Here is a 21,314-nt window from a genome sequence, read left to right on the forward strand (position 1 = left end):
TCCTTCGAGTTATGCGTATCTGAATGCTTGAGGCGCATTCAGAGCCCGACTTCCTCTCGATCAGATATAAAGGCTTTAGATGAGGTTGACTGGCTATAACGCTTTAAGCCTGTTTACAGTGCCTCGACAGAGCAACGGACTGAGGTGGCATCCGAGGGTGTCTATATCCTAAATATCGTTTAACTCACATAAAATCCTCAGTGAGTGATCTGGTCAACTTGGCTTTTACAAGCCCGCTCCTTTAGGTGCGGCGTAATTGACTATAATTTGGCTGTGACCTAATAGACTTATTTGTTAGGGAAATCTTGACTGATTGTAACAACCCGTTATGTTTTGTTCATTAACAATCACGTTTATTTAAGGTTTATTATGGATGCTGAAAAGTTGCTTGATGCAATAACACCAAAAGTTTATAAGCGCTTAGCCTATGCAGTAGAAACAGGGAAGTGGCCAGAAGGCACGGCATTATCTCAAGAGCAGCGTGATTCATGTATGCAAGCGGTTATGTTGTATCAATCAAAACATAATACAGAGGCACAGCACATGACCGTTGCTGCTGGAGGGGATATTAGTTTTAAATCCAAATCAGAACTTAAAAAGCAATTTACCTCTAACCAAGATGAGATTGTACGTCTTAAGCTAAAATAAAGCCACTTGGTAACTAAAAGTCACTGCCATCTTAATTGTTAGATTACAGTGACTTTTAAGTCATCGATACCAAGTTATACTAGTGGTATTTCTACTGTATAGCTTTAATCGCGTTATAGACTCATTTCACCACGTAACACTTGCTGCATTTGAGCTTTAATTTCGTCGTAGCTCAACTCTTGGCTTAATAAACAGTGCAGTTTAGCTAGAGCCGCTTCTGGTGTCATGTCAAAGCCACTAATTACACCCGCTTCAGCAAGTGCACAGCCTGTCGCATAGCCATCCATATTCACTTTACCAGCTAGGCATTGAGTTAAATTCACCACGATCACGCCACGATCTGCTGCCGCTTTTAAATGCCCCAATAACTCTGGGTTTTGTGGTGCATTACCAACGCCAAAGGTAAGTAGAATCATGGCGTTTACTGGTTGAAGTAATGTATTTCTAATCACTTCATGAGAAATACCAGGGTACATAGTGATCACACCAATAGGCTGTGGTGTGATGTTATGGACCTTAAATTCCCCTTCCGCTTGCTTATTCACTGTAATATTGCTGTTTACTTGAATATTGATCCCAGCCTCAAGCAGTGCAGGCATATTCGGTGAAGTGAAGGCACTAAAACCATCGGCATGTGATTTGGTGCTACGGTTACCACGCATCAACTGGTTATTAAAAAATAACGTGACTTCATTAATAGGGTAGTTTGCCGCAATATGCAGAGCATTTAAAAGATTCGCTTGACCATCTGAACGTAACTCAGCAAGAGGGATTTGTGAACCTGTAACAATGACAGGCTTGCTTAAGTTCTCAAACATAAATGACAGCGCAGACGCGGTATAAGCCATGGTATCAGTACCATGTAATATGACAAAGCCATCATACTTATCATAATTAGCTCGGATATCATCGGCTATTTGCTGCCAATCGAGTGGCGTCATATCAGAAGAGTCAATCAGAGGAGCATACTCATGAATCGTATAGTCAGGCATTTCAGGGCGATGGAATTCTGGCATTGCTGCTAATTGCTTTTCCATAAAACCAGCAATAGGAACATAGCCGTGTGCTGATTTTTGCATGCCAATCGTACCGCCAGTATAGGCGATGTAGATGTGTTTTTTTTCCATAGCGAGAAATCACTTAGTGTCATATTGGGAACAGGGGCGTGATTATAGCGAATTATACTGTAATAAAAAGAGGGGCTACTATGTTAGCAGCCCCTTTGCTTGTGATTTATTGTACTTGGCAGTTTAAACAGAAAGCGTAGCGCCCATAAGGATCATTAAAATGATCCAGTATTTGAGCATCTTGCATTAACTGTTGAGATATTGGCTGTAGATTTTGCGGAAGCAATGTTTGAATATTAAATCCAAAGGTTGCTTGTGCCTGTGCCATAAAATCTTGGAAAAACTGTTCAGTGATACTAAGAGGCTCTTTTACCCAGTAAAGGTTGTAAGCTTCTAGTTGGGCTAAGTTAGCCGCCAGTGAAATAGCATCATCGAAATCACCGACTTTATCAACTAAGCCTAATTGCAGAGCATCTTTACCTGTCCATACTCGACCTTGCGCAAGCTTATCGACATCATCAAGATTAATGCCGCGCTGTTCACTGACAAGGTTCGTGAAACGGCGATAGCCATGCTCAATACCAAGCTGGATAGCATCTGTTGCTCCTTCACTAAGACCAGAGGTAACACCTACCCCAGAGAAAGGAGATGTTCCGACACCGTCACTATAGATACCGTACTGGTTCAAGCCTTTTTCAAAAGTGGTCATGACACTAAATATGCCAATGGAGCCCGTCAACGTGGTTGGTTGAGCGACGATTTTATCGGCATTCATTGAAATCCAGTAACCACCAGATGCAGCAAGGCTAGACATTGAAACCACAACCGGTTTACCCGCGTCTTTTATTGCTTGAATTTCATTACGAATCACTTCAGAGGCAAAAGCACTACCGCCCGGGCTATCAACACGAACCACCACCGCTTTTATTTTGTCATCAGTACGTGCTTGACGTAATAAAGAGGCTGTTGTATCACCACCGACAGATCGGTTTGTTTTACTACCATCCATAATTGCGCCACTGGCAACAACAATAGCAATATCATCATTTGCTTCATCGAAATCAGGCTGCATTGTCATGCGATATTGGTAGTAATCGATATGGTTATAATTGCCTTTTTTATCGCTACCAAATACCTCGACTAACGCGTCACGTCTTTGTTGACGAGTTGCGAGTTCATCGACTAAGCCAAGATTTTTCGCCAATAAAGCGATATCACCATCAACGGCTTTCAACTCAGCTAAAAACTCATCCATGTTTGGGTTGAGAGTCTGTTGATCAATTTGGCGGTTACTCGCGACATCATCAACATAAGCACCCCAAAGTTGAGTTAACCAGCGAGTTGCTGACGCTTTTGCTTCATCGGACATATCATCACGCAAGAAAGGCTCAACCGCTGATTTGTACGTACCAACGCGGAAAATATGCGTATTGACGTTAATCTTTTCTAAGAAGGTTTTGTAATACATCGAATAAGCGCTATAGCCTTTAAGTAATACACCACCATCTGGCGCGAGATAAACTTTATTGGCAAAACTCGCAAGGTAATACTGACTCTGGTTATAGAAATCACCAGTGGCATAAATAGGTTTACCTGCGGCTTTAAATTCATTCAGAGCTTTAGAGATATAGCGTAATTTTGTGAGGTTGGTTTCTGGCATATTACGCAGAGCAAGAACAATACCTGAAATATTAGGGTCATCTTTAGCATGACGAATGGTCTCAACAATATTGAAAAGTACATTTTCTCTAGGCATATCTTTGCCAAAGAAGGAACCAGTAATTGAATCCATCGCATTAGGGTAGTTTGCTTGCTCGACAATCGGGCCGGATAGATTCAAAACAAGCGCCGACTCTTTTTCAACCATTGGCTGTGGAGATTCAGCATGGAAGTAAACAAAGTAGATCAGCCCGATTGCCAGTAAGAAGAATACATTGGCAATGGCAAGGCGAGTAAAGGTAATCAACTTCCAAATGCCTTTGAATACCATGCCTATAAAATAGAATAATTTTTTCATCATTAATTCACTGCGAAAGTTTCGTCAGTGCCCGTTATCGAGTTATGTAAACAAAAGTGTTCATTCCGTAACATTCTACGTCAATGTTAAGTCGTAAACCACTGACACAAGAGTAGCATTATTTGGAGTGGCTTATTATAAAATACACTTTTTTCATTATGTTAGTTTTGAGTCATTAAACATTCGCACGCTTTAGTGAGATGACGTGTGTTGCAAACTTGTAATCTGATATTTGATTTATTGTTGAATGAGTAATATCGTGGTCAGACCACAATAATAAAACTAAAAGTGATATTAGCCTATGTACCCACATCTATTAGAGCCGCTTGATCTTGGATTTACTCAGTTACGTAATCGTGTATTAATGGGATCAATGCATACGGGGTTAGAAGAAAATAAAGAGGGGTTGGGTAAGTTAGCTGCTTTTTATGCTGAGCGAGCAAAAGGTGGCGTTGGTCTTATAGTGACCGGTGGATTTTCTCCCAACTTGCGTGGTCGACTGCACCCTTTTTCCGCCGAATTTAGTAAGCCAAAGCATGCCAAAGCTCATCAAGTGGTTACCCAGGCAGTGCATAATGAAGGCGGTAAAATTGCATTACAAATTTTACATGCTGGACGCTATGCGATGCACCCATTTTCACAAAGTGCTTCGGGCATTAAAGCGCCAATAGCCAAGTTTACGCCTTCAGAAATGAGCCCGAGGCAGATCCGTAAAACCATTGATGCCTTCGCTTATAGCGCTGAACTTGCCCAACTTGCAGGCTATGATGGCGTTGAAATTATGGGCTCGGAAGGTTATTTAATTAATCAGTTTATTTGCAAACGAACCAATATGCGCTATGACGATTGGGGAGGCAGCTATAAAAAACGTATGCGCTTCCCATTGGAAATCGTTAAAGCCATTCGTCGTGCTGTTGGGCAAGATTTTATTTTAATCTTCCGCTTATCAATGCTGGATTTAGTTGAGCAAGGTAGCACATTTGAAGATGTGGTTTTATTAGCGCAAGAACTTGAAAAAGCCGGTGTCACTATTCTTAATACTGGTATCGGCTGGCATGAAGCGCGTATCCCAACGATTGCGACTCAAGTTCCACGTTCCGCTTTCACATGGGTGACAGAAAGAGTGAAACCTTATGTCTCCATTCCCGTTATCACCTGTAATCGTATTAATACACCGGAAGAGGCAGAAGATATTCTAAGTACTGGGCAAGCCGATATGGTATCCATGGCTCGACCTTTCTTAGCTGATCCCGAATTTGTCAAAAAAGCCGAGCAAGGAAGTCCGCAACTTATTAATACTTGTATTGGCTGTAATCAAGCATGTTTAGATAATGTATTCAAAGGTAAGCGTGCCACGTGCCTTGTTAACCCAAGAGCATGTTATGAAACGGAAATCGAAATAAAGCCTACCGATCATAAAAAACGTGTTGCGGTGATCGGTGCCGGTCCTGCTGGTCTCTCATGCGCAACAACCCTGGCAAGTCGCGGTCATGAGGTTGATTTATTAGAGCGCAATGATCGTATTGGCGGTCAATTTCGTCTTGCGATGCAAATTCCAGGTAAAGAGGAGTTTAGAGAAACCATTCGTTATTTTGCCAATCAAATTGATGTCACTGGTGTGAACTTAAAACTCGATACTGAAGCGACATTCGATATGCTAGCCGATTACGATGAGGTTGTAATGGCTTCTGGGGTTGAGCCTAGAAAAGTGAATATAACGGGTGTGGATAATCCAGAAAAGGTTGTTGACTATCAAACCTTAATTAAAGAAAAAACACCAGTAGGCGAGCGCATTGCAATTGTTGGTGCTGGTGGGATTGGTATTGATGTGGCAACTATGCTGACAGAGCCACAAGGTCACCACTTAGATGATTGGCTACATGAGTGGGGGATTGATAAAAATATTGAACACCCAGGTGGGCTATACCCTTTCCCAGAAACATTCAGTGATAAAACCGTTTGGGTCTTACAGCGTAAGTTAGGTCGAGTAGGTAAAGGACCTGGGAAAACCACGGGCTGGATCCACAAGCGTACTTTAGAAAAGCGAGGCGTGAATCTAATGGGTGGAGTGAGCTATGATAAAATTGATGATCAAGGTTTACACATCTCATTAAAAGGTAAGAAGCAGTTGCTTGAGGCAGACAAAGTGGTGATTTGTGCTGGTCAAATTCCAGTGCGCCCTTTTGAGTCTAAGTGGCAGGATCTTGGCGATAAATTGCATATTATTGGTGGAGCCGATGTCGCAGGGGAACTGGATGCCGTACGTGCTATTCGTCAAGGTTTAGAGTTGGGTATTAAGCTGTAGCACACTCCCTTATTAATAAATAACTGTATAAATAGCCAGTTTCCCTTGCTTTATAAAAGCCATATTAGATAATGTGGCTTTTATTTTCTCTACATGACTCTATTTTTATGTCTCGTTTGATTATTGCTGAAAAACCAAGTCTTGGTCGCGCTATTGCTGCTGCACTGCCTATGCCACAGAAAAAAGATCAGGGCTTTATACGTTGTGGTAATGGCGATGTCGTTACTTGGTGCATTGGTCACTTACTTGAGCAAGTTGAACCCGACGCTTATTCTGAGCGCTATAAAAAATGGAGCTTAGACGATTTACCTATCATTCCAGAGCAGTGGCAATTAAAACCGCGCTCAAGTTCAAGCAAACAACTCACCGTTATTCGTAAGTTATTAAAAGAAGCGACACACATTATTCATGCTGGCGATCCCGACCGAGAGGGGCAATTGCTGGTTGATGAGGTGATCGATTACTGCAAGGTAAGTAAGAAGAAAAAATCCACAATTGAACGTTTATTAATTAGTGATTTAAATTTGCCAGCAGTGAAACGGGCTTTAACTCAACTGCGTAGCAATCAAGAATTTATTCCTCTCTCTATTTCAGCGCTCGCTCGGTCACGTGCCGATTGGCTGTATGGCATGAACATGACGCGCGCTTATACTTTGCTAGGGCAGAGAGCGGGTTATCAAGGAGTTTTATCTGTAGGTCGAGTACAAACGCCGATATTGGGGTTAGTCGTAAGGCGTGATGAAGAGATAGAAAACTTTATCGCGAAAGATTACTTCACTTTAGATGCGCTTATTCCTTATCAGCATGATGATCAATCTTTTGATATTCGAGCTCGCTGGAAGCCAAGTGAAGCCTGTCAGCCTTGGCAAGATAGTGAAGGTCGAGTATTAAGTCGCAAACTGGTTGAGAATGTGGCGCAGCGTATTGCCAATCAACCTGCGAAAGTGATCGCTTCAGAGCAAAAGCAAACAAAACAAAATGCACCACTACCTTATTCGCTTTCTGCGCTGCAGATTGATGCTGCTCGTCGTTTTGGAATGAGTGCACAGCACGTTCTCGATGCTTGTCAGTCTTTGTATGAAAAACATAAATTAATTACTTATCCACGCTCTGATAGTCGTTATCTGCCAAAGGAGCATTACGCGCAGGCAAGGAGTGTTGTTGCTGCCATTGAAAATAATGCTCAACCGTTACAGTCCGCTGTCGCAGGGGCCGATCTCTCGCTGAAATCTAAAGCGTGGAATGATAAGAAAGTCGAAGCGCACCATGCCATTATCCCTACGCCTAAAAAGTCCGCGATGTCTGGTTTATCAAATGACGAATCGAATATCTACCAACAGATTGCTCGTCAGTATTTAATGCAGTTTTATCCGGCTGCTATTTATGCAGAAGCGAAGTTAGAGTTTGATATTGCTGGTGGCTGTTTTATTGCGAAAGGGCGTCAGTTAATCTCGCCAGGTTGGAAAGCGTTAACGGCAAGTAAGACAAAAAAAGAAGAAAATGGTGATGAGGTTGATACCGTGCCACCTTTAGTAAAAGGTAGTGAGTTGATTTGTCGTGAAGGGTTTATTCAAGATAAAAAAACCGAACCACCTAAATACTTTACCGAAGCTACATTACTGCAAGCAATGACAGGTATCAGCCGTTTTGTTGCTGATAAGGCGTTAAAAGCAATTCTAAAAGAAACTGATGGTCTTGGTACCGAGGCGACAAGGGCAGGCATTTTAGATACTTTGTTTAAACGTCAGTTATTAAAGCGTAATGGCAAGTCCATAATGAGTAGTGAAGCTGGGCGAGGGTTGATTCATGCACTGCCAGATGAATCAACTTATCCAGATATGACAGCACACTGGGAGCATCAGTTGCAAGGAATGGCGGAGCGAAATCAAGCTTATCAGCCTTTCATGCAGGCGTTAGAAACCAGTGTTGATGGTTTAATGCAGAAAGTAAAAACCGATCCGGTACCTGAGTCATTACGCCACTTGCCTAAGGTGGATCGTCCAAGCTTTAAGCGTAAGAAGCGCGCAGGTAAAAGCTCGCCGAGTCGCTTTAAAAAGAAAACCTAATTTTACGACTAAAACAGAAAAACACTCTATCCTAAATAGCATCGAAGACTATTTTTAGTGATAAGTTATGCGGCTTTTATATTGTCTGTTTTTCATTTTGTACAGTTACTCTAGCATTGCTCAGTCGTCTGAATTTACTGGTGTTGGCAGGCTTTTCATTAATAGTGGCAAGACCTGCACTGCGACATTAGTAAGTTCAAATACGGTTTTGACCGCAGCCCATTGTGTGTATAACCATAAAACCCAGCAATATATCTTACCGAAAAACATTACCTTTCAACCTTACAGCAAAAATCGAACTGCCAATAAAGTCGAGGCGATAACTTATACCGTTGGAATGAGGCATTTACCGCAAGGGGCGTTTACTCAAGATAAGTTGTATGGAGACTGGGCTTTAATAAGACTGAAAAAGCCATTGGGTTGCTCACTAGCACGCTTCAAGTTAGCGAAACAGAGTAGCAAAACCGTGCATCGTAAGTTAGTGGTCGCTAGCTATCAGCAGGGGAGTCAGAATCAATTGATTGTTGATGAATCTTGCCAATATGCACAAACTCCAACAAAAAATAGCATGCTGCGCTTTAAGAGCTGTGATCTCGTTCATGGCGCATCTGGTGCTGCTATCATGGCTGTTGAAAATGGCGAGTTAGTGATTGTTGGTACGATTTCAGCTGGGGCAAATGATAGTAAAGGGCGCTATCGAGTCTTTGCTGTTCCGAATGATTCTTTTCGCAAAAAGATACAGGAACTGAGTCAGGCGTGTTATTGATAATGACAAAGGCATAAACAAAACTCCCCTGCACAAAGGCAGAGGAGCAATCATAGTTGGAACTCAATATAGCTTAAAAAGTTAACGCTGAACTAGTGCAAAGTTACCTTCAAAGTCAACTTTTGCCCAGAATCGACCATCATATAAACCAACGATTAATTCTTCATTACAGCCTTTACCTTGCAGATCGCTTGGTAGTGTATTCATGTAAGCGCTGTTGTACTCTTGGCTACTTAGACACTGGTAATCACTGAGTAGTGGTTGCCATACATTTGAGCTATCAAGGTGAGCAAGAATCACTTGGTCAGCCTCTAAGCCAGCAGGTACAGCAAATTCAATAACGAAGTCATCAGCACGAAGGTTGCCATCACGTAAGTCACGATCTAGCTCCATGTTGCGAGTTTCATGCATACGGTTAGGTGATTTAGCGCGCATTAGAGCTGCATCAAGTGGCTGCTTATTTTGCACATCCAGACGAGTTGGATCACCGCCTTCAACGATTTGAGTGCCTGGGCGACCTTCATCATAAGTGATATCAAGCATGTAACCTACAGGGTTAGAATAAACACCAGTCTGGCCTTGAATGCCTGAAATATCTAACACTTCACTTAATGTATTTTGGTGTGCTGGTGACCAGTTTAAAGAGACCAGTTTTTTCATGTCAATCGTGTGTGGGAACCAGTAAACATCCGTCGTTAAACCAGCAAAGCCTGATGATAGCTCAAACCCTTTCGGGTGATTAAAGCCCATCATTTTTGTACCATCGACTTGGTAATCACGGTCAGATTGATTATCAGCACCTGAGGTGATCTCTGCCTGGTGTTTTAGGTATTTCGGTAGGTTATTACGATATAGTGGACCTTTAGATCCTGTCATGTAGTCAGCACCTTCCAACCCTTGGTCTACACGGTTATAAACGTTATTTTCGCCATCTAGTAGGCGAGCCATCGTACCTGAAGATGAGTAACAATCACTCATCTGATAATTAGTATCAATTAAGCCAGCTTCCACACTGACACTCGCAACACTGGTAGGGAAGATAACTTTATCACAGCGATCTTTCGTATTTGTGAAGCGGTCAAATAGTTTCCAGTCACCGCCGCCCGCAAGCCATTCAGCAGAGTCGGCCAAATCATCATAGTAAGCTTCATATTCAACAAGATCATCGGTAATAGTAATCCAAGATGCGTTGATTTGAACTTGATCAGGACGTAGTTCATCACGCGCGACCATTTCATCAGTCCACTCATCACGACGATTGTTAGCATCTAATGTACGACCTTGCATGGTGGTACGGAACATCACCCAGCTCTGAATTTGTTCGAACTCACCTTGACGTAGGTAGTAAGATTTTTCAGAAGCGTTACCGGCAACAATATGATGGAAAAAGTCGCTGTCAGCGTGGCTACCATTCTCTGCTAGGGTATCGGTATAAAGAACAGAACGGCTATATTGGTGATCGTGACCTGATAAGAAAATGACATCATGCTTCGCCATTAAGTCGGTCCACGGTTTAACAAACTCAGAGCCTAGCGTATCCGCTTGAGAGTGAGCAAATCCACCACGGTAAGGTCCAGCAAATGGTTGGTGAGATGAGATGATAACATGGTCAACAGAAGCATCACGACCTTCTACTTGATCTGTCACCCACTCAAGCATACCTGGTAATAATATCGTTGCTTCGGAGATATTAATCATTAGAGTGTTGCCTGATGTTGCGGCATAGGTGATAAACTCATAGTTATCATCACCAATCCCAAGTCCTCCATCAAAGTGGACGATGTTACCGTCAATTTGATCGATGAGCGGACTCATATAATCACGGAAGCGATCGCGACCGTTATTGTCACTATTGCGAGTTTCATGGTTCCCCATTAAAGGTAAAAAGACCATATCTTCATGACGACTTGCCAATCGTGTCCAATCTTCATACTCTGCAATTGAAGCTTCGTTGGTGACATCGCCGACAGCAATGACGTGTGTAATACCATTATCAGCATAAAAGTCTAGAATCCCCTCTAACTGATTCACCGATACCGCTTCACCACTGCCTTGGGTATCGGCAAGAATACCAATTCGCATATCATATTGACGTGGTTGATCACCTTCACGGTCGACAATGGTATTTTTATCATCATCTGAAGTGGAGAAACAACCTGTTAATAAGGATGCTGTTAGCATAGCTAGATATGTTTTCTTAAACATTTGTATTACTCATAATAAATTAAAGATGAGCGGCTAATTTAATCCTGATATGTGACAGATGGAAGTTGATCTGATTGCATAATTATTAATAACTTACACATTAATAGTTAGTGTGTATCACTTTGAATGGAACATTTAACAGATTAATATACCGCTATTGTCCGGGGGGAAGGTATATAGGAAAGGACAGTGTGAAGAAGAAACTATTACATAGCGACTTGAAACTGAATATGCAATAGCTTCTATTTATCGAATGAGTACTGGATTAGTTGTTGGTAGAATCAACAACCGTCAACTTAGCTTGAGATAATATTGATTCTAAATTTTCACGATAGTAGCGCTCAATATTGACATTTGGAGCCAGTTTTAAACCGGAAATAATGGACTCTAATTTATCTTTATCCCCTTCAGCTGCAAGTAATATCTCCTCACTCGATGCAGCGTAATGCTGAGATAGCTGGTGGACTAAACTGCGAGCTGCAACTAGTTGAGTGTTACGTTGCGCTTTTGCTTCTTCGAGCAATTGCTGCTTTTGCGCTGGAGCCGATTGAGCTCGGTCAAAAGCACGTTGAGCCGAGCGTGCTGGATCAAGGCGCTGTATGGTGACAGAGTTTACCGCAATACCAATATCTAACTCGGTTATCCCTTTTTCTAGCTTATCTCGCAATATATGTTGAGCTTGTGCTCGACCTGTTGTTAACAGAGGTTCAAAAGGTTGCGTTAGTAAGTAGTTAATCGTCTCTACTTTAGCGACCTGTTTTAGAAGACGTTCAGGTTCTGCTGATGAAAAGTAAAAGTCACCTGTATTATCAATCGTGTACTGTATATCAATACGTAAATTGACCAAATCACCAGAGAGCGTTGTGACTTCTGTTTGCAAGTATGCTGCTTGGTTTTCGCGTGAGAAATCAATGATCATCGATCTCAGCTCAGTCACCCCTAATATGGTAACTTGATCAATCGGCCATGGAAGGCGGTAGTGCAACCCAGGTAGTACTTGGTCATTTGAAACTTTACCTAAGCGGATCACAATCCCACGCTGTTCTGCACCAATTAAGTAAAACCCACTTAAAAGATAAAGTAGGGGGATTAAGCAAACTATCAATTTTAATGGTCGTCGGCAGTCAGAGAATGTTTGCCGAATGTCGTATTTAAGGCTCATTGTGTCGCCACCTCTGGCAGAGTCAGTAGTGGTCGGAAAATATCAGAATCAGCGGGTAAAATTAAACGACTATCATCATTAAACAGCATCTTATAGCTCTCTAGCGCCCTAACGAGTTTGTAGTAGTCTTGATGTTCCGTTAATGCTTCTGCAAAGTATTGCGCTGCTTGAGCTTCACTTTGACCAAGCATGCGTTGCCCATCTCGATGTGCTTTTGCCTGCATTTCTCTCACTTCACGCTCAGTTCTTGCTTGAATTTCAGCAGCCGCTTCCATACCTTCAGCATGGTATTGCTTAGCTAGGCGATCCCATTCAGAAGTCATACGATCATAAATAGCTTGCAGGTTCTGTACTGGGTAACCTAATTGCGCAGGACGAATAGAAATAATATCGATACCTAACTCTTGATGAGAAGTTAGATTTACTTTCTTTTCCACCTGAGTAAATATCTCTTCCAAAGCATTATCTTTTTCAGTTGGGCTAAAGATTTGATTTAGGTTTGTTGAAGCTAACATTGAACTAATTTGTCCATTAGCTAATGTGGTTAATCTTTGCTGCGCGACTTCAATGCTTCTTGCACTCAGTAAAAATTTAGTCGGATCAGTGACTCGCCATATAATAAACGGTTCCATGACGATGCTTCGGCGGTCACGTGTACCGTACTCAGTTGATTTAACCGATAAGCTTTGTAAACGGTTATCGATGCTAATGCTCGTCTGTATTGGGTCTGGAAGCTTAAGAACTGGACCGGCTTTATCAATCACTCGAATAGGTTTGCCAAATTGGCTAATAATAACAAATTCAGTTTCTTTGACTGGTAATATGCAAGTAAATAAGCCATAGCCGATCACGAGCGAGAAGATTGCCCATAAATATATTTTTTTCATTTTTCTATCCGTTAGTTAACTGAGGTTGTTAAATCCCATATACGTAAATCTTTGTTATCAATATCAGGATGTACAACCGAAAAGGCCTTTCCTCCTAAGCTCTCTAACACTGTGTTCCACCAAAGCTCAAAAGCATACGATTCTGGATTATCGATATAGGCTTGGGCTCGCTCTGTAGCTTGCAATACTTCACCATGAGCGGATAGGTGTCGCTCAGAACTCTCTGCTGCAATTTTGCCTAAACGTAGAGTTTGCTCAGCTCTTGCTATTGGTAAGTCATAAAGGCGGCTCGCAATGGATTGGTTGACCAAGTCTTGGCTTAACTGATAAGCATTAAGAACATTTCTATACTTTGAAACCAGAGTCGCAGGTGGTTGAATTCGATTAATATTCGTATTGAGTATTGTGATAGGTACGTTGGTTTGCTGTAAGCGCTTATTGAGCTCAGTATGTAAATTTTGACTGAGATTTAAACTAGACTCTTCATTGATATCTTCATATCTATTTTGAGCTATTTGTTGGCCAAGAATATTATTAGCAAATAGAGAAACAAGTGAGTCGGTGTCATTGATTTGTTGATAAGCCGCAACTGGATCATCAATGCGGTACATTACCGTAGCATCAACAAATAGGAGTGTCTCATCACCCGTAAGGACGTAGCTCGTATCGTCATTACGAGAATTTCTGCCTCTATTTTCTAGCCATAAATTAGCACCGACAGCACGAACTTGAGAAGCTGGTTTTGAGCCAACAGTAACTGAGCGTATATCTGATGTTATCAGCCGCTTAATGCTGCCTAATGGAGCTGGTAAGGCATAATGCAGCCCTGGTGCTAAGTGAGTTTCTATTGGATCGGAAAGGCGATATTTAATGCCAGTATAACCGATGGGAATAGTGGTTAGCCCAGTGCAAAAGTAACCAGCTACTAAGGTTGCAGATAAGTGGTAGCGTTTTTGCCAAAGGCTTGTCATGAAGCGCTTACAAGAACTTAAACCCACAGAGCTAAATGGTAAGTATCGAGTTAGCATCACCAGTATTTCACGTAGAGAAAGCTCTCTATACTCATCGCCTACAAATAATTGTCGTAAGCCCGAAAGGAGCAGTTGTGAACCCGATAGGATGATCATAATGACGATGATTAGCGCTACATAAGGATCGATATTAATCCCAATAGCCATACCAACTAATGAGCAAAGCACCGCAATTGAAGTATAAAGGTCGACTAAGCTATGGTGACCGTCAGCTTCTAAGGTTAACGTTCCTGTTTGTTGTCCAACCCATCGTTTTAGACGGGCAATAAAAAGAAGGCAGGAAATGATGACCAGCATACCTGGAATTGCGATCCAAATATTCTTAACATCAATACTGTTTTGACCAAGTTGCTCTCGACTTTGGGCCAATATTTCGAAAGGTAGGTAGAGAATGAGAAGCGCTACAGCGATTGCGATTGCTGAATCTAAGTATCGAGCTCGAACCTCACCTTTTTCTGTTCCTTTTTTTTCTTGGTGGATCCTAAATAGAATCCCAATCATTAATGCGACAGAGACCATTAAATCAGTAACTGAGTGAAATGCATCAGCAAGCAGAGCTAAACTGGCTGTGATTGAAGCAAGGCTGATGCGAAGGATTGTGAGAAAGAGATCTACACCTATTGCAAAAGCGGAAGTTTGTATACGCCTATCTAATGCCATTTTCTATATTGGGTTAGTGATTTAGACGGTGAACTCTACAGTGCTTGTATGAATCTTTTCTGACAGGCTTTTTATGGTTTGTTGACAGTTCTAACGTTCGGTTTTTGCTATTATTGATGGGATGGATGAAGTAAAACTAGTTGTATAGAGAATAGATATAAGAAGCGGTAAATTAAATCAATGACTACTACTTAATTAAAGCCATTGGTTAAGTGATAAAGATAATTAAAAGAAAGATGCAAAAAAGCCGCTGATAAATCAGCGGCTTCTTAGAATGTGGTGGAGGGATAGGGATTTGAACCCTAGAACCGCTATTAACGGTTGCCGGTTTTCAAGACCGGTGCTTTCGACCACTCAGCCATCCCTCCGAACGCGGTGAATAATATAAGGATAGAGAAAACTTGTAAACCCCTAAATGATTCAAGTGATTACTTTTTGGGCTGAAATGGCAAAAAAAGTGTTATTTATACTGTTTTTCTTATTTATCGATAAAAAAAGAGGAAGCATAGTGCTTCCTCTGGTAATTCTAATTACATGACTTAATGAGCTATTTACTCATCTTTAATGTAAAAACGCTGCAATTCAGTCAAGCCTTGCATCAAAACAGGTAACTTAGGATTACGGTCTTTTAAGCGCTTATAATCATGATCATAAAGCTTATAGTTGCCAAACTTATCAATCACGGTTGTTTCTTTGGTCGTGATTAAAGCTAATTCGCGATTATCACCAGCAAACACCCATTTACGTCGACGTTCATCAAATAAATTTTTGCCACTGCTGTAGTTAGACGCTTTCGATGAAACACCAAGCATATCTTGCAATAAAGTCACGGATAAATCCAAATGGCTCGATTGATGCTTATAGGTCGCTGGCTGTTTACCTGGCCAGTGAATAATCATTGGTACCTGAAGTTGGTAATGGCTGTAATTGGTATTAGAACCCCAACTGTTGGTTTTAGTCTCATTAAATTCAGAACCATGGTTAGAAGTTACAACTACTATAGTTTTATCAAGCAGTTCAAGTTCGATGAGGTGCTGATAGAGATTTTGCAGTTCAAGATCAGCAGCATTAACCGATGATAAGTAACTCTCTTTTAAACGCTCACTGGCTGTTTTAGATGTGCTCTTATCAGAGTAATCATTATAGTGATCAACCGTTGTTAAGGCTAAGAAGCTAAACCAAGGAGAGGTACCTTCATTTTTGACCCACTGTGACCACTGTTCAATAGCCTGCTTGTCATCAAATGATGATGCGGTATCACGGTCAAGTTCTGACAGTTCATGCCTAAAAATGATTTCATCATACAAGTTATCATCGAAGTTATCGCCACTAAACAGACCCACATTGTAATCATTATCTTTAAGTAAGGATAAAAATAGCGGGGCAGTTCCTTGTGACTTCATGCTATTGGCATAACTGCTAGGTAAACCATAAAACAAGCCAAACATACCCAGCATATTATTGCTTGAACTGTAATGCTGAGTGAAATAAGAATTATCTTGAGCGAATTGATAAGTATGAGGCATAACCGATTCAGTCATGCTATCGGCTCGCCAATTATTGACATTAACGATCAAAATATTTAAGTCACTACTTCTGCGACTAAACTCAATCGGCTCGAGTGGATAAAGGACTAAGTCTTGACTGCCAGCATTCGCTTCTAAGCGGCGGCGATATTCATCTCTGTCAAGAAGCCCATGTTTTTCCATAAAGCTTTTCGCCGTCATTGGGTAAGAAAGCGGGAAGTTAGACTTTTGGTTCGTAACAGGGTTATAGAAGTAAGCATCTGACCACATGTAGATAAGGTGGCTAGACATAAAGCTTAAGAAAAACACGGCAGCTAATGGTCGACCAACGTGTTTATGAGAAAGTTTTCTTTGTTTACGCCACACCCACTCAGATAAAGCGAGCTGTGCTAGAAACAAAATAGGCATGACTACAAAGAGATACTGTAAATCAGCGCTTAAAGTATTTTTCTCATCACCAAATAATAACTCCCAAACGACAGGGGTAAGGTGAAGGTTAATACTTTGATAAGCTTGAGTATCAATCAGTAGAACGGTTAAGCCAACCGTAGCAAAACATACTGCGACTAAACGCAGGAGTTTCCTAGAAGGCAATATGAATGTTAATGGGAATAAAACTAAAAGGTAGAGAACAAAAACCAAAAAGCCAAAGTGACCAACCCAAGATAAAGCTAAATAAAGCTGTCCTAGTAAAGATTCAGGCCAAGGTGACTCGGTAATGTAGCGTGTGCCAATTAACATGGCGGCAATGATGTTGAAAAAAGCAAACCAATGCCCCCAGCCAACTAATCGTGAAACACGCTCGCTGTATGTATTTTCGCTATCTACCATTTAAGTATTCTATATCCGTATATTAGTGAGGTTTCTTATCATCAAGTGATGAGATAAGTGCCTGCGCAAATTTTTCAGCAATTGCAGTACGCTGTGAAGCGGCTACATTTTGGTTTAAAACATTGGTTGCTATGTTGCCAGCAATCATAAGCGAAAGCTCAGGGCTTGCTTTGTGTTTTGCTAGTACGGCAGCAATCTCTGCTAGGATGTTTTCAACTTGTTCGTCGCTGTATTTAGATGTAATCGGCATAAAGACTCTAATAATGATAGTAAAAGCGGCTTATAATAACCTACTATTCACTACAACTGAAACCAGAAGATAATATTTCCTATGAGCCTTCAACTTTCTAATGTTATTTTACATCAACTGCGTAAGAACGATCAGGATGAACTGAGCGTCCATTATCGCACAGAATCATTACCAAATGATGCAGCAACTGAAAAATTAGTTGCTGAATTACATAGGGTTTTCAATTCCAAAGCAGGAAAGGGCTTTGGTTCATTTAAATCTGACAGCGATTTTCAACTTTGGTTGCAAGAATTGCGTCGTGGCGAACGTGATTTTTACGATTTTTCACAACAAAGTGGTTTGCGCCTAAAAGATGAGCTGTCAAAGTACCCATTTGCGGAAGAAGGGACTCTGATCCTTGCTGAATATCAGTCTTTGGCGACCGATTATTTATTTATTGGCTTGCTCCCGTCATACGAAAGTTTAAAGGTGACGGAAGGGTTAGAGATCAGTGCAACAGACTACTTAGATCTTGCCAAGATGGATATTGTTGCTCGCATTGATTTAACCAGCTATGAGACAGATAAAGAATCGAATCGCTACTTAACCTATATCAAAGGGCGAGTTGGGCGTAAAGTTGCCGATTTCTTTTTGGATTTTCTGCAAGCTGAAGTTGGACTCGATACGAAAAAGCAAAACCTTGTTTTAATGCAAGCTGTGGAAGATTTTGTTTCTGATTCAAAGTTAGAGAAAGAAGAAGCGGTCGGTTATAAAAAGCAAGTCTATGATTACTGTAATGAGCAGCTAAAAGCCGGTGAAGAAGTTGAGGTTCGTGAACTGTCTAACGAGCTATCTCCAAGCTCTGACGGGACCAGTTTCTTAGAGTACACGAAAGCACAAGGCTATGAATTAGAAGAAAGCTTCCCTGCTGATCGTACTACCATGCGTAAGCTGACTAAGTTTGTTGGTGCTGGTGGTGGCTTAAATGTTAGCTTTGATAGTCTATTATTAGGTGAGCGTGTTTTTTACGATCCAGAGACGGATACACTAACCATTAAAGGTACGCCACCTAACTTACGCGATCAGTTAACACGTAATAACGACTGATCCTTGACTCAAGCAAAGTGAAACAAGGATGGACACTTTGCTCTAGGTTCTATAATGACAATGCATTATTAATATATGGATGATATTTATGCGTAAAGGCTTGGCAAAGAAAACAGCAGTTAAAGGGCTTTGTGGGATAGCTGTTTTTTGGCTCTTCTGTAGCTTGTTATTGTTGATTTTAAGCCAAGCTTTATCTAGCAATTTAAGCAATATAAAAGCGCTAAGAGGAAGTGTTGTTGACTTCCGCAGTACGATTCACTTTACTCAACCCATTAGAACTTCACAGTTTGCGGTATTAAAAAATGATACTGAAAATATTCACTATTTACGCTATAAGCTAGAGCAAGATTTTCGCTCAACCCCTTTTCAGCCAGATATTCATCAATTACTTTATCTCACCGAGTTATTTTTAGAAAACTCTAACCAGTTCATGTCGATAGAAGAGCAAGTCTCTGGTTTTATCTACCAACTAAAAAGTGCTCGTTTGGCAGACAATACTTCGCAACAAGCTCGACGACTTTATTATCAACTTGCAACTTGTGTATTTGAAACTTTATATACCCCAAGCTCGTCAAAGGTGGTGCATTACCGAGAGTTTGACCGCATTTTAACCGCTTCTCAATCCTTAAATGACGATGATGCGATAGGGGTTCAAAAGCGCCTTGCAGAAGCTACGAGAGTATTAAGTGATTATGCGCAGGTCAACTACCTCGTTGAGCAGTTAGTTGATCATGATTTATATGCTGAAATTGCTAAAATAGATACTGAATTTGCCCGTTATCAACAATATTACCTATGGATAGCTCTTGCTGTGAGTTTGCTTGCTTTAGCCAGTTCGTCGTTACTTGTTATTAAAATAACGAGGCTTGATGATTTAGCCGATGATAAAGGCACTGTTACCATCAAGCAACAAAGTGGGAGCAAAGCGCAGCATCAGGTCGAACAAACAAATCGATCCGACAGCCAAAGTGGCAGCACTTTTAAACCTGAAGCAGTAAGTTCAGTGATTGAAGAGTCTCAAGCTTTAACTGAGGACATTGAATTAACTCAATCAGTAGAAACGGCATTAAGCACGGAAGTAGTAGAGACGAGTAACACCAGTCAAGATAGTGTTGTTGAGGCAAGTAGCGACGCATTAAAAGCAACAATTTTAGATACCGACTATATGTTGGAAACTTTTGACAATGATGCAGAAGCTGTCAACATGTTATTGGGTATTTTTATTCAAGATCATACAAATGATCATATTGCGTTACAACAGCAATTAGATGAGAAAGACGTTGAAACAGCGCAACGCACTGCACATAGCTTAAAAGGAGTTTCGAGTACGTTAGGGGCTGAACAATTGAAGTTAACAGCTTCAGATATTGAAATAACACTGAAAAATGGTCAGCCAGTGACAGCAGAGCAAATCTCGTGTTTAGCGGATGATTTAGCCAAGACAATGGATGCCGTGAAAGTGTATTTAGCAAAAAAGTAGTAATTTTATAACAGTGACCAAATAGTTGAGTTGATTATCAGTAAATAAAGTAAAATGCCATCTCGCCATTTTATTTTCTAATTATTAACGAGGTCATTTGTTATGCGTATTTGTTGCGCTCTACTTTTAGGGCTGTGTATAACGGTTCTTTCTGGTTGCTCATTACTTGAAGTTAAGATTGATAGCCAAACCACCCCCTTAACCCAGCAAGAGCTGAATACTCGCTTGATGACTCGTGAATATGCTCAACGTTTTTTTACTCAAATAGAGCAAACGGCTGACGATATTTCAAGTCAATATGCTACAAATGATCAATCGAATCAATCTTTAGTCTTGTTATGGAAGATTAATGCTGAAGAGGGGTTACAAAATGCAGCCTATCAAGCTTCACCAATGGCTGCGCTTATTGATACATGGGTTTTTACTCGACAAATGGTTGATTATTTCTCGCAAGGTAAAGGAGAGCATTTATTTCTTGATGTGAATGTACCTCATCACTCTTTTGCTCAATCAGTTTCGGCTCAGTTGCTGATGGATATTGACCAACTAGCCAGTGCGTTACTATCAAAGTCGGTCTATCTTGAAACTCAACATTTTGTTCAGCAGTTTACCCAAGAGCATATCTTTACCGATATTACCTTCCATCGAACTCCTGCTTACCGAGCTTGGCTAAAATATCGTAATATAAATGAAGCAGATGTTGCTTCTTCGTTAGGTACAATGCCAGAGGCGATGGGTGATGTATCGGATAGATTAAGTCTAGTATCAGAACAAACACCAAAATTAATGACGTGGAAAGCACAATTAATTGCTCTCAATAGTACGGTTAGCGGTGAAGATTTGACTCGAACGATGCAAAGCTTTCGTGATAGTTCGGAGTTCTTCCAAGATTTTGTTGAAAATAATCCTCAATATATGCAAGTTCTCGCTCAAAATATGGCGATAGAACTTCAGCCCTTACTAAATGATTTAGATATCAAAACCGATGATAAGATTGCAAAGTTAACGATAGAGCGTGAGGCATTAGAAGTTATGGTTGCACGTGAACGCCAAGCATTAATTAACATGGTAGAGAAGGAGCGTTTAGCTATTGCTGATATCGTGACTCAGCAGAGAACTGAGTTGGTTAACGATCTTGATCAAGCTTCACAAAATATGATTGCTTTGGCAGTCGATAAACTAATCCAACTCATTAAAAGCACGATTATTTACTTTATTTTATTTATCTTAGTTATTTTCTTTGCCCCTTTAGGTTTAGGTTATGCATTAGGTAAACGAGCGAAAAAAGGTCAGGAATTGTAACGTTAAGACATTGGCATACATTTAG

15 protein-coding genes and 1 tRNA gene are annotated in these 21,314 nt (G+C 40.9%); 7 read left to right on the top strand and 9 right to left on the bottom strand.

What is annotated here, in order from left to right:
- Positions 1-369 precede the first annotated feature (369 nt).
- Positions 370-648 carry a DUF1315 family protein gene (locus BCU68_RS14030; protein ID WP_102565382.1) on the top strand — a complete coding sequence of 93 codons (279 nt, stop codon included), beginning with the start codon at positions 370-372 and terminating at the stop codon, positions 646-648.
- Between the two features lie 113 nt (positions 649-761).
- Here the strand turns inward: BCU68_RS14030 and ansA are convergent, their stop codons facing one another.
- On the bottom strand, positions 762-1,775 hold the full coding sequence (gene ansA, locus BCU68_RS14035) for an asparaginase (protein WP_102565383.1): 1,014 nt from the start codon (positions 1,773-1,775) through the stop codon (positions 762-764).
- Positions 1,776-1,881: 106 nt separating this feature from the next.
- The gene (gene sppA / locus BCU68_RS14040) at positions 1,882-3,732 is read right to left on the bottom strand and encodes a signal peptide peptidase SppA (protein ID WP_102565384.1); all 1,851 of its coding nucleotides are present in this window, start codon (positions 3,730-3,732) and stop codon (positions 1,882-1,884) included.
- 301 nt (positions 3,733-4,033) lie between these two features.
- Between sppA and BCU68_RS14045 the strand changes: the two genes are divergently transcribed.
- From BCU68_RS14045 to BCU68_RS14055, 3 genes are all read left to right on the top strand, one after another.
- Entirely contained in the window at positions 4,034-6,037 is a 2,004-nt protein-coding gene (locus BCU68_RS14045) for an NADPH-dependent 2,4-dienoyl-CoA reductase (RefSeq protein ID WP_102565385.1), read from the top strand.
- 107 nt (positions 6,038-6,144) lie between these two features.
- On the top strand, positions 6,145-8,103 hold the full coding sequence (locus tag BCU68_RS14050; RefSeq protein ID WP_102565386.1) for a DNA topoisomerase III: 1,959 nt from the start codon (positions 6,145-6,147) through the stop codon (positions 8,101-8,103).
- A 67-nt stretch (positions 8,104-8,170) separates the two neighbouring features.
- Positions 8,171-8,869, top strand: coding sequence for a trypsin-like serine protease (locus BCU68_RS14055; protein ID WP_102565387.1), 699 nt, complete (start codon positions 8,171-8,173; stop codon positions 8,867-8,869).
- A gap of 81 nt (positions 8,870-8,950) precedes the next feature.
- Here the strand turns inward: BCU68_RS14055 and BCU68_RS14060 are convergent, their stop codons facing one another.
- The 7 genes from BCU68_RS14060 to BCU68_RS14090 form a co-directional block, all read right to left on the bottom strand.
- Positions 8,951-11,074 (bottom strand): metallophosphoesterase, encoded by a 2,124-nt coding sequence (locus tag BCU68_RS14060; RefSeq protein ID WP_102565388.1) that lies wholly within the window; start codon positions 11,072-11,074, stop codon positions 8,951-8,953.
- 265 nt (positions 11,075-11,339) lie between these two features.
- Complete coding sequence (locus BCU68_RS14065) at positions 11,340-12,236, bottom strand: protease modulator HflK (protein WP_102565389.1); 897 nt, start codon at positions 12,234-12,236, stop codon at positions 11,340-11,342.
- Positions 12,233-13,123: a protease modulator HflC gene (locus tag BCU68_RS14070; protein WP_102565390.1), complete on the bottom strand. Its 891-nt coding sequence runs from the start codon at positions 13,121-13,123 to the stop codon at positions 12,233-12,235. Before BCU68_RS14070 ends, BCU68_RS14065 begins: the two co-directional genes overlap by 4 nt.
- An 11-nt stretch (positions 13,124-13,134) precedes the next feature.
- A complete protein-coding gene (locus BCU68_RS14075; protein ID WP_102565391.1) occupies positions 13,135-14,814 on the bottom strand; it encodes a cation transporter in 1,680 nt (559 codons plus the stop codon).
- Between the two features lie 277 nt (positions 14,815-15,091).
- Positions 15,092-15,182 (bottom strand) — tRNA-Ser (locus BCU68_RS14080).
- Between the two features lie 183 nt (positions 15,183-15,365).
- Entirely contained in the window at positions 15,366-17,171 is a 1,806-nt protein-coding gene (locus tag BCU68_RS14085; protein ID WP_102565392.1) for a DUF3413 domain-containing protein, read from the bottom strand.
- 22 nt (positions 17,172-17,193) lie between these two features.
- Positions 17,194-17,421 (bottom strand): YejL family protein, encoded by a 228-nt coding sequence (locus BCU68_RS14090; RefSeq protein WP_102565393.1) that lies wholly within the window; start codon positions 17,419-17,421, stop codon positions 17,194-17,196.
- A gap of 81 nt (positions 17,422-17,502) precedes the next feature.
- Here BCU68_RS14090 and yejK point away from each other — a divergent pair, with 81 nt between their 5' ends.
- From yejK to BCU68_RS14105, 3 genes are all read left to right on the top strand, one after another.
- Entirely contained in the window at positions 17,503-18,507 is a 1,005-nt protein-coding gene (yejK, locus tag BCU68_RS14095; RefSeq protein ID WP_102565394.1) for a nucleoid-associated protein YejK, read from the top strand.
- Between the two features lie 88 nt (positions 18,508-18,595).
- Complete coding sequence (locus tag BCU68_RS14100; protein WP_157935202.1) at positions 18,596-19,987, top strand: Hpt domain-containing protein; 1,392 nt, start codon at positions 18,596-18,598, stop codon at positions 19,985-19,987.
- A 102-nt stretch (positions 19,988-20,089) separates the two neighbouring features.
- Complete coding sequence (locus BCU68_RS14105; protein WP_102565396.1) at positions 20,090-21,289, top strand: chemotaxis protein; 1,200 nt, start codon at positions 20,090-20,092, stop codon at positions 21,287-21,289.
- The last annotated feature ends 25 nt before the right edge of the window (positions 21,290-21,314 follow it).

The sequence above is a fragment of the Vibrio sp. 10N.286.49.B3 genome (assembly GCF_002873395.1).
Taxonomy (GTDB): Bacteria; Pseudomonadota; Gammaproteobacteria; order Enterobacterales; family Vibrionaceae; genus Vibrio.

Bases quoted from the DNA above. Each gene is read 5' to 3' on its own strand.
- BCU68_RS14050 (WP_102565386.1), top strand. From the start codon at position 6,145: ATGTCTCGTTTGATTATTGCTGAAAAACCAAGTCTTGGTCGCGCTATT.
- BCU68_RS14070 (WP_102565390.1), bottom strand. From the start codon at position 13,123: ATGAAAAAAATATATTTATGGGCAATCTTCTCGCTCGTGATCGGCTAT.
- BCU68_RS14065 (WP_102565389.1), bottom strand. From the start codon at position 12,236: ATGAGCCTTAAATACGACATTCGGCAAACATTCTCTGACTGCCGACGA.
- BCU68_RS14105 (WP_102565396.1), top strand. From the start codon at position 20,090: ATGCGTATTTGTTGCGCTCTACTTTTAGGGCTGTGTATAACGGTTCTT.
- yejK (WP_102565394.1), top strand. From the start codon at position 17,503: ATGAGCCTTCAACTTTCTAATGTTATTTTACATCAACTGCGTAAGAAC.
- BCU68_RS14055 (WP_102565387.1), top strand. From the start codon at position 8,171: ATGCGGCTTTTATATTGTCTGTTTTTCATTTTGTACAGTTACTCTAGC.
- sppA (WP_102565384.1), bottom strand. From the start codon at position 3,732: ATGAAAAAATTATTCTATTTTATAGGCATGGTATTCAAAGGCATTTGG.
- BCU68_RS14085 (WP_102565392.1), bottom strand. From the start codon at position 17,171: ATGGTAGATAGCGAAAATACATACAGCGAGCGTGTTTCACGATTAGTT.
- BCU68_RS14030 (WP_102565382.1), top strand. From the start codon at position 370: ATGGATGCTGAAAAGTTGCTTGATGCAATAACACCAAAAGTTTATAAG.
- ansA (WP_102565383.1), bottom strand. From the start codon at position 1,775: ATGGAAAAAAAACACATCTACATCGCCTATACTGGCGGTACGATTGGC.
- BCU68_RS14090 (WP_102565393.1), bottom strand. From the start codon at position 17,421: ATGCCGATTACATCTAAATACAGCGACGAACAAGTTGAAAACATCCTA.
- BCU68_RS14045 (WP_102565385.1), top strand. From the start codon at position 4,034: ATGTACCCACATCTATTAGAGCCGCTTGATCTTGGATTTACTCAGTTA.
- BCU68_RS14060 (WP_102565388.1), bottom strand. From the start codon at position 11,074: ATGTTTAAGAAAACATATCTAGCTATGCTAACAGCATCCTTATTAACA.
- BCU68_RS14100 (WP_157935202.1), top strand. From the start codon at position 18,596: ATGCGTAAAGGCTTGGCAAAGAAAACAGCAGTTAAAGGGCTTTGTGGG.
- BCU68_RS14075 (WP_102565391.1), bottom strand. From the start codon at position 14,814: ATGGCATTAGATAGGCGTATACAAACTTCCGCTTTTGCAATAGGTGTA.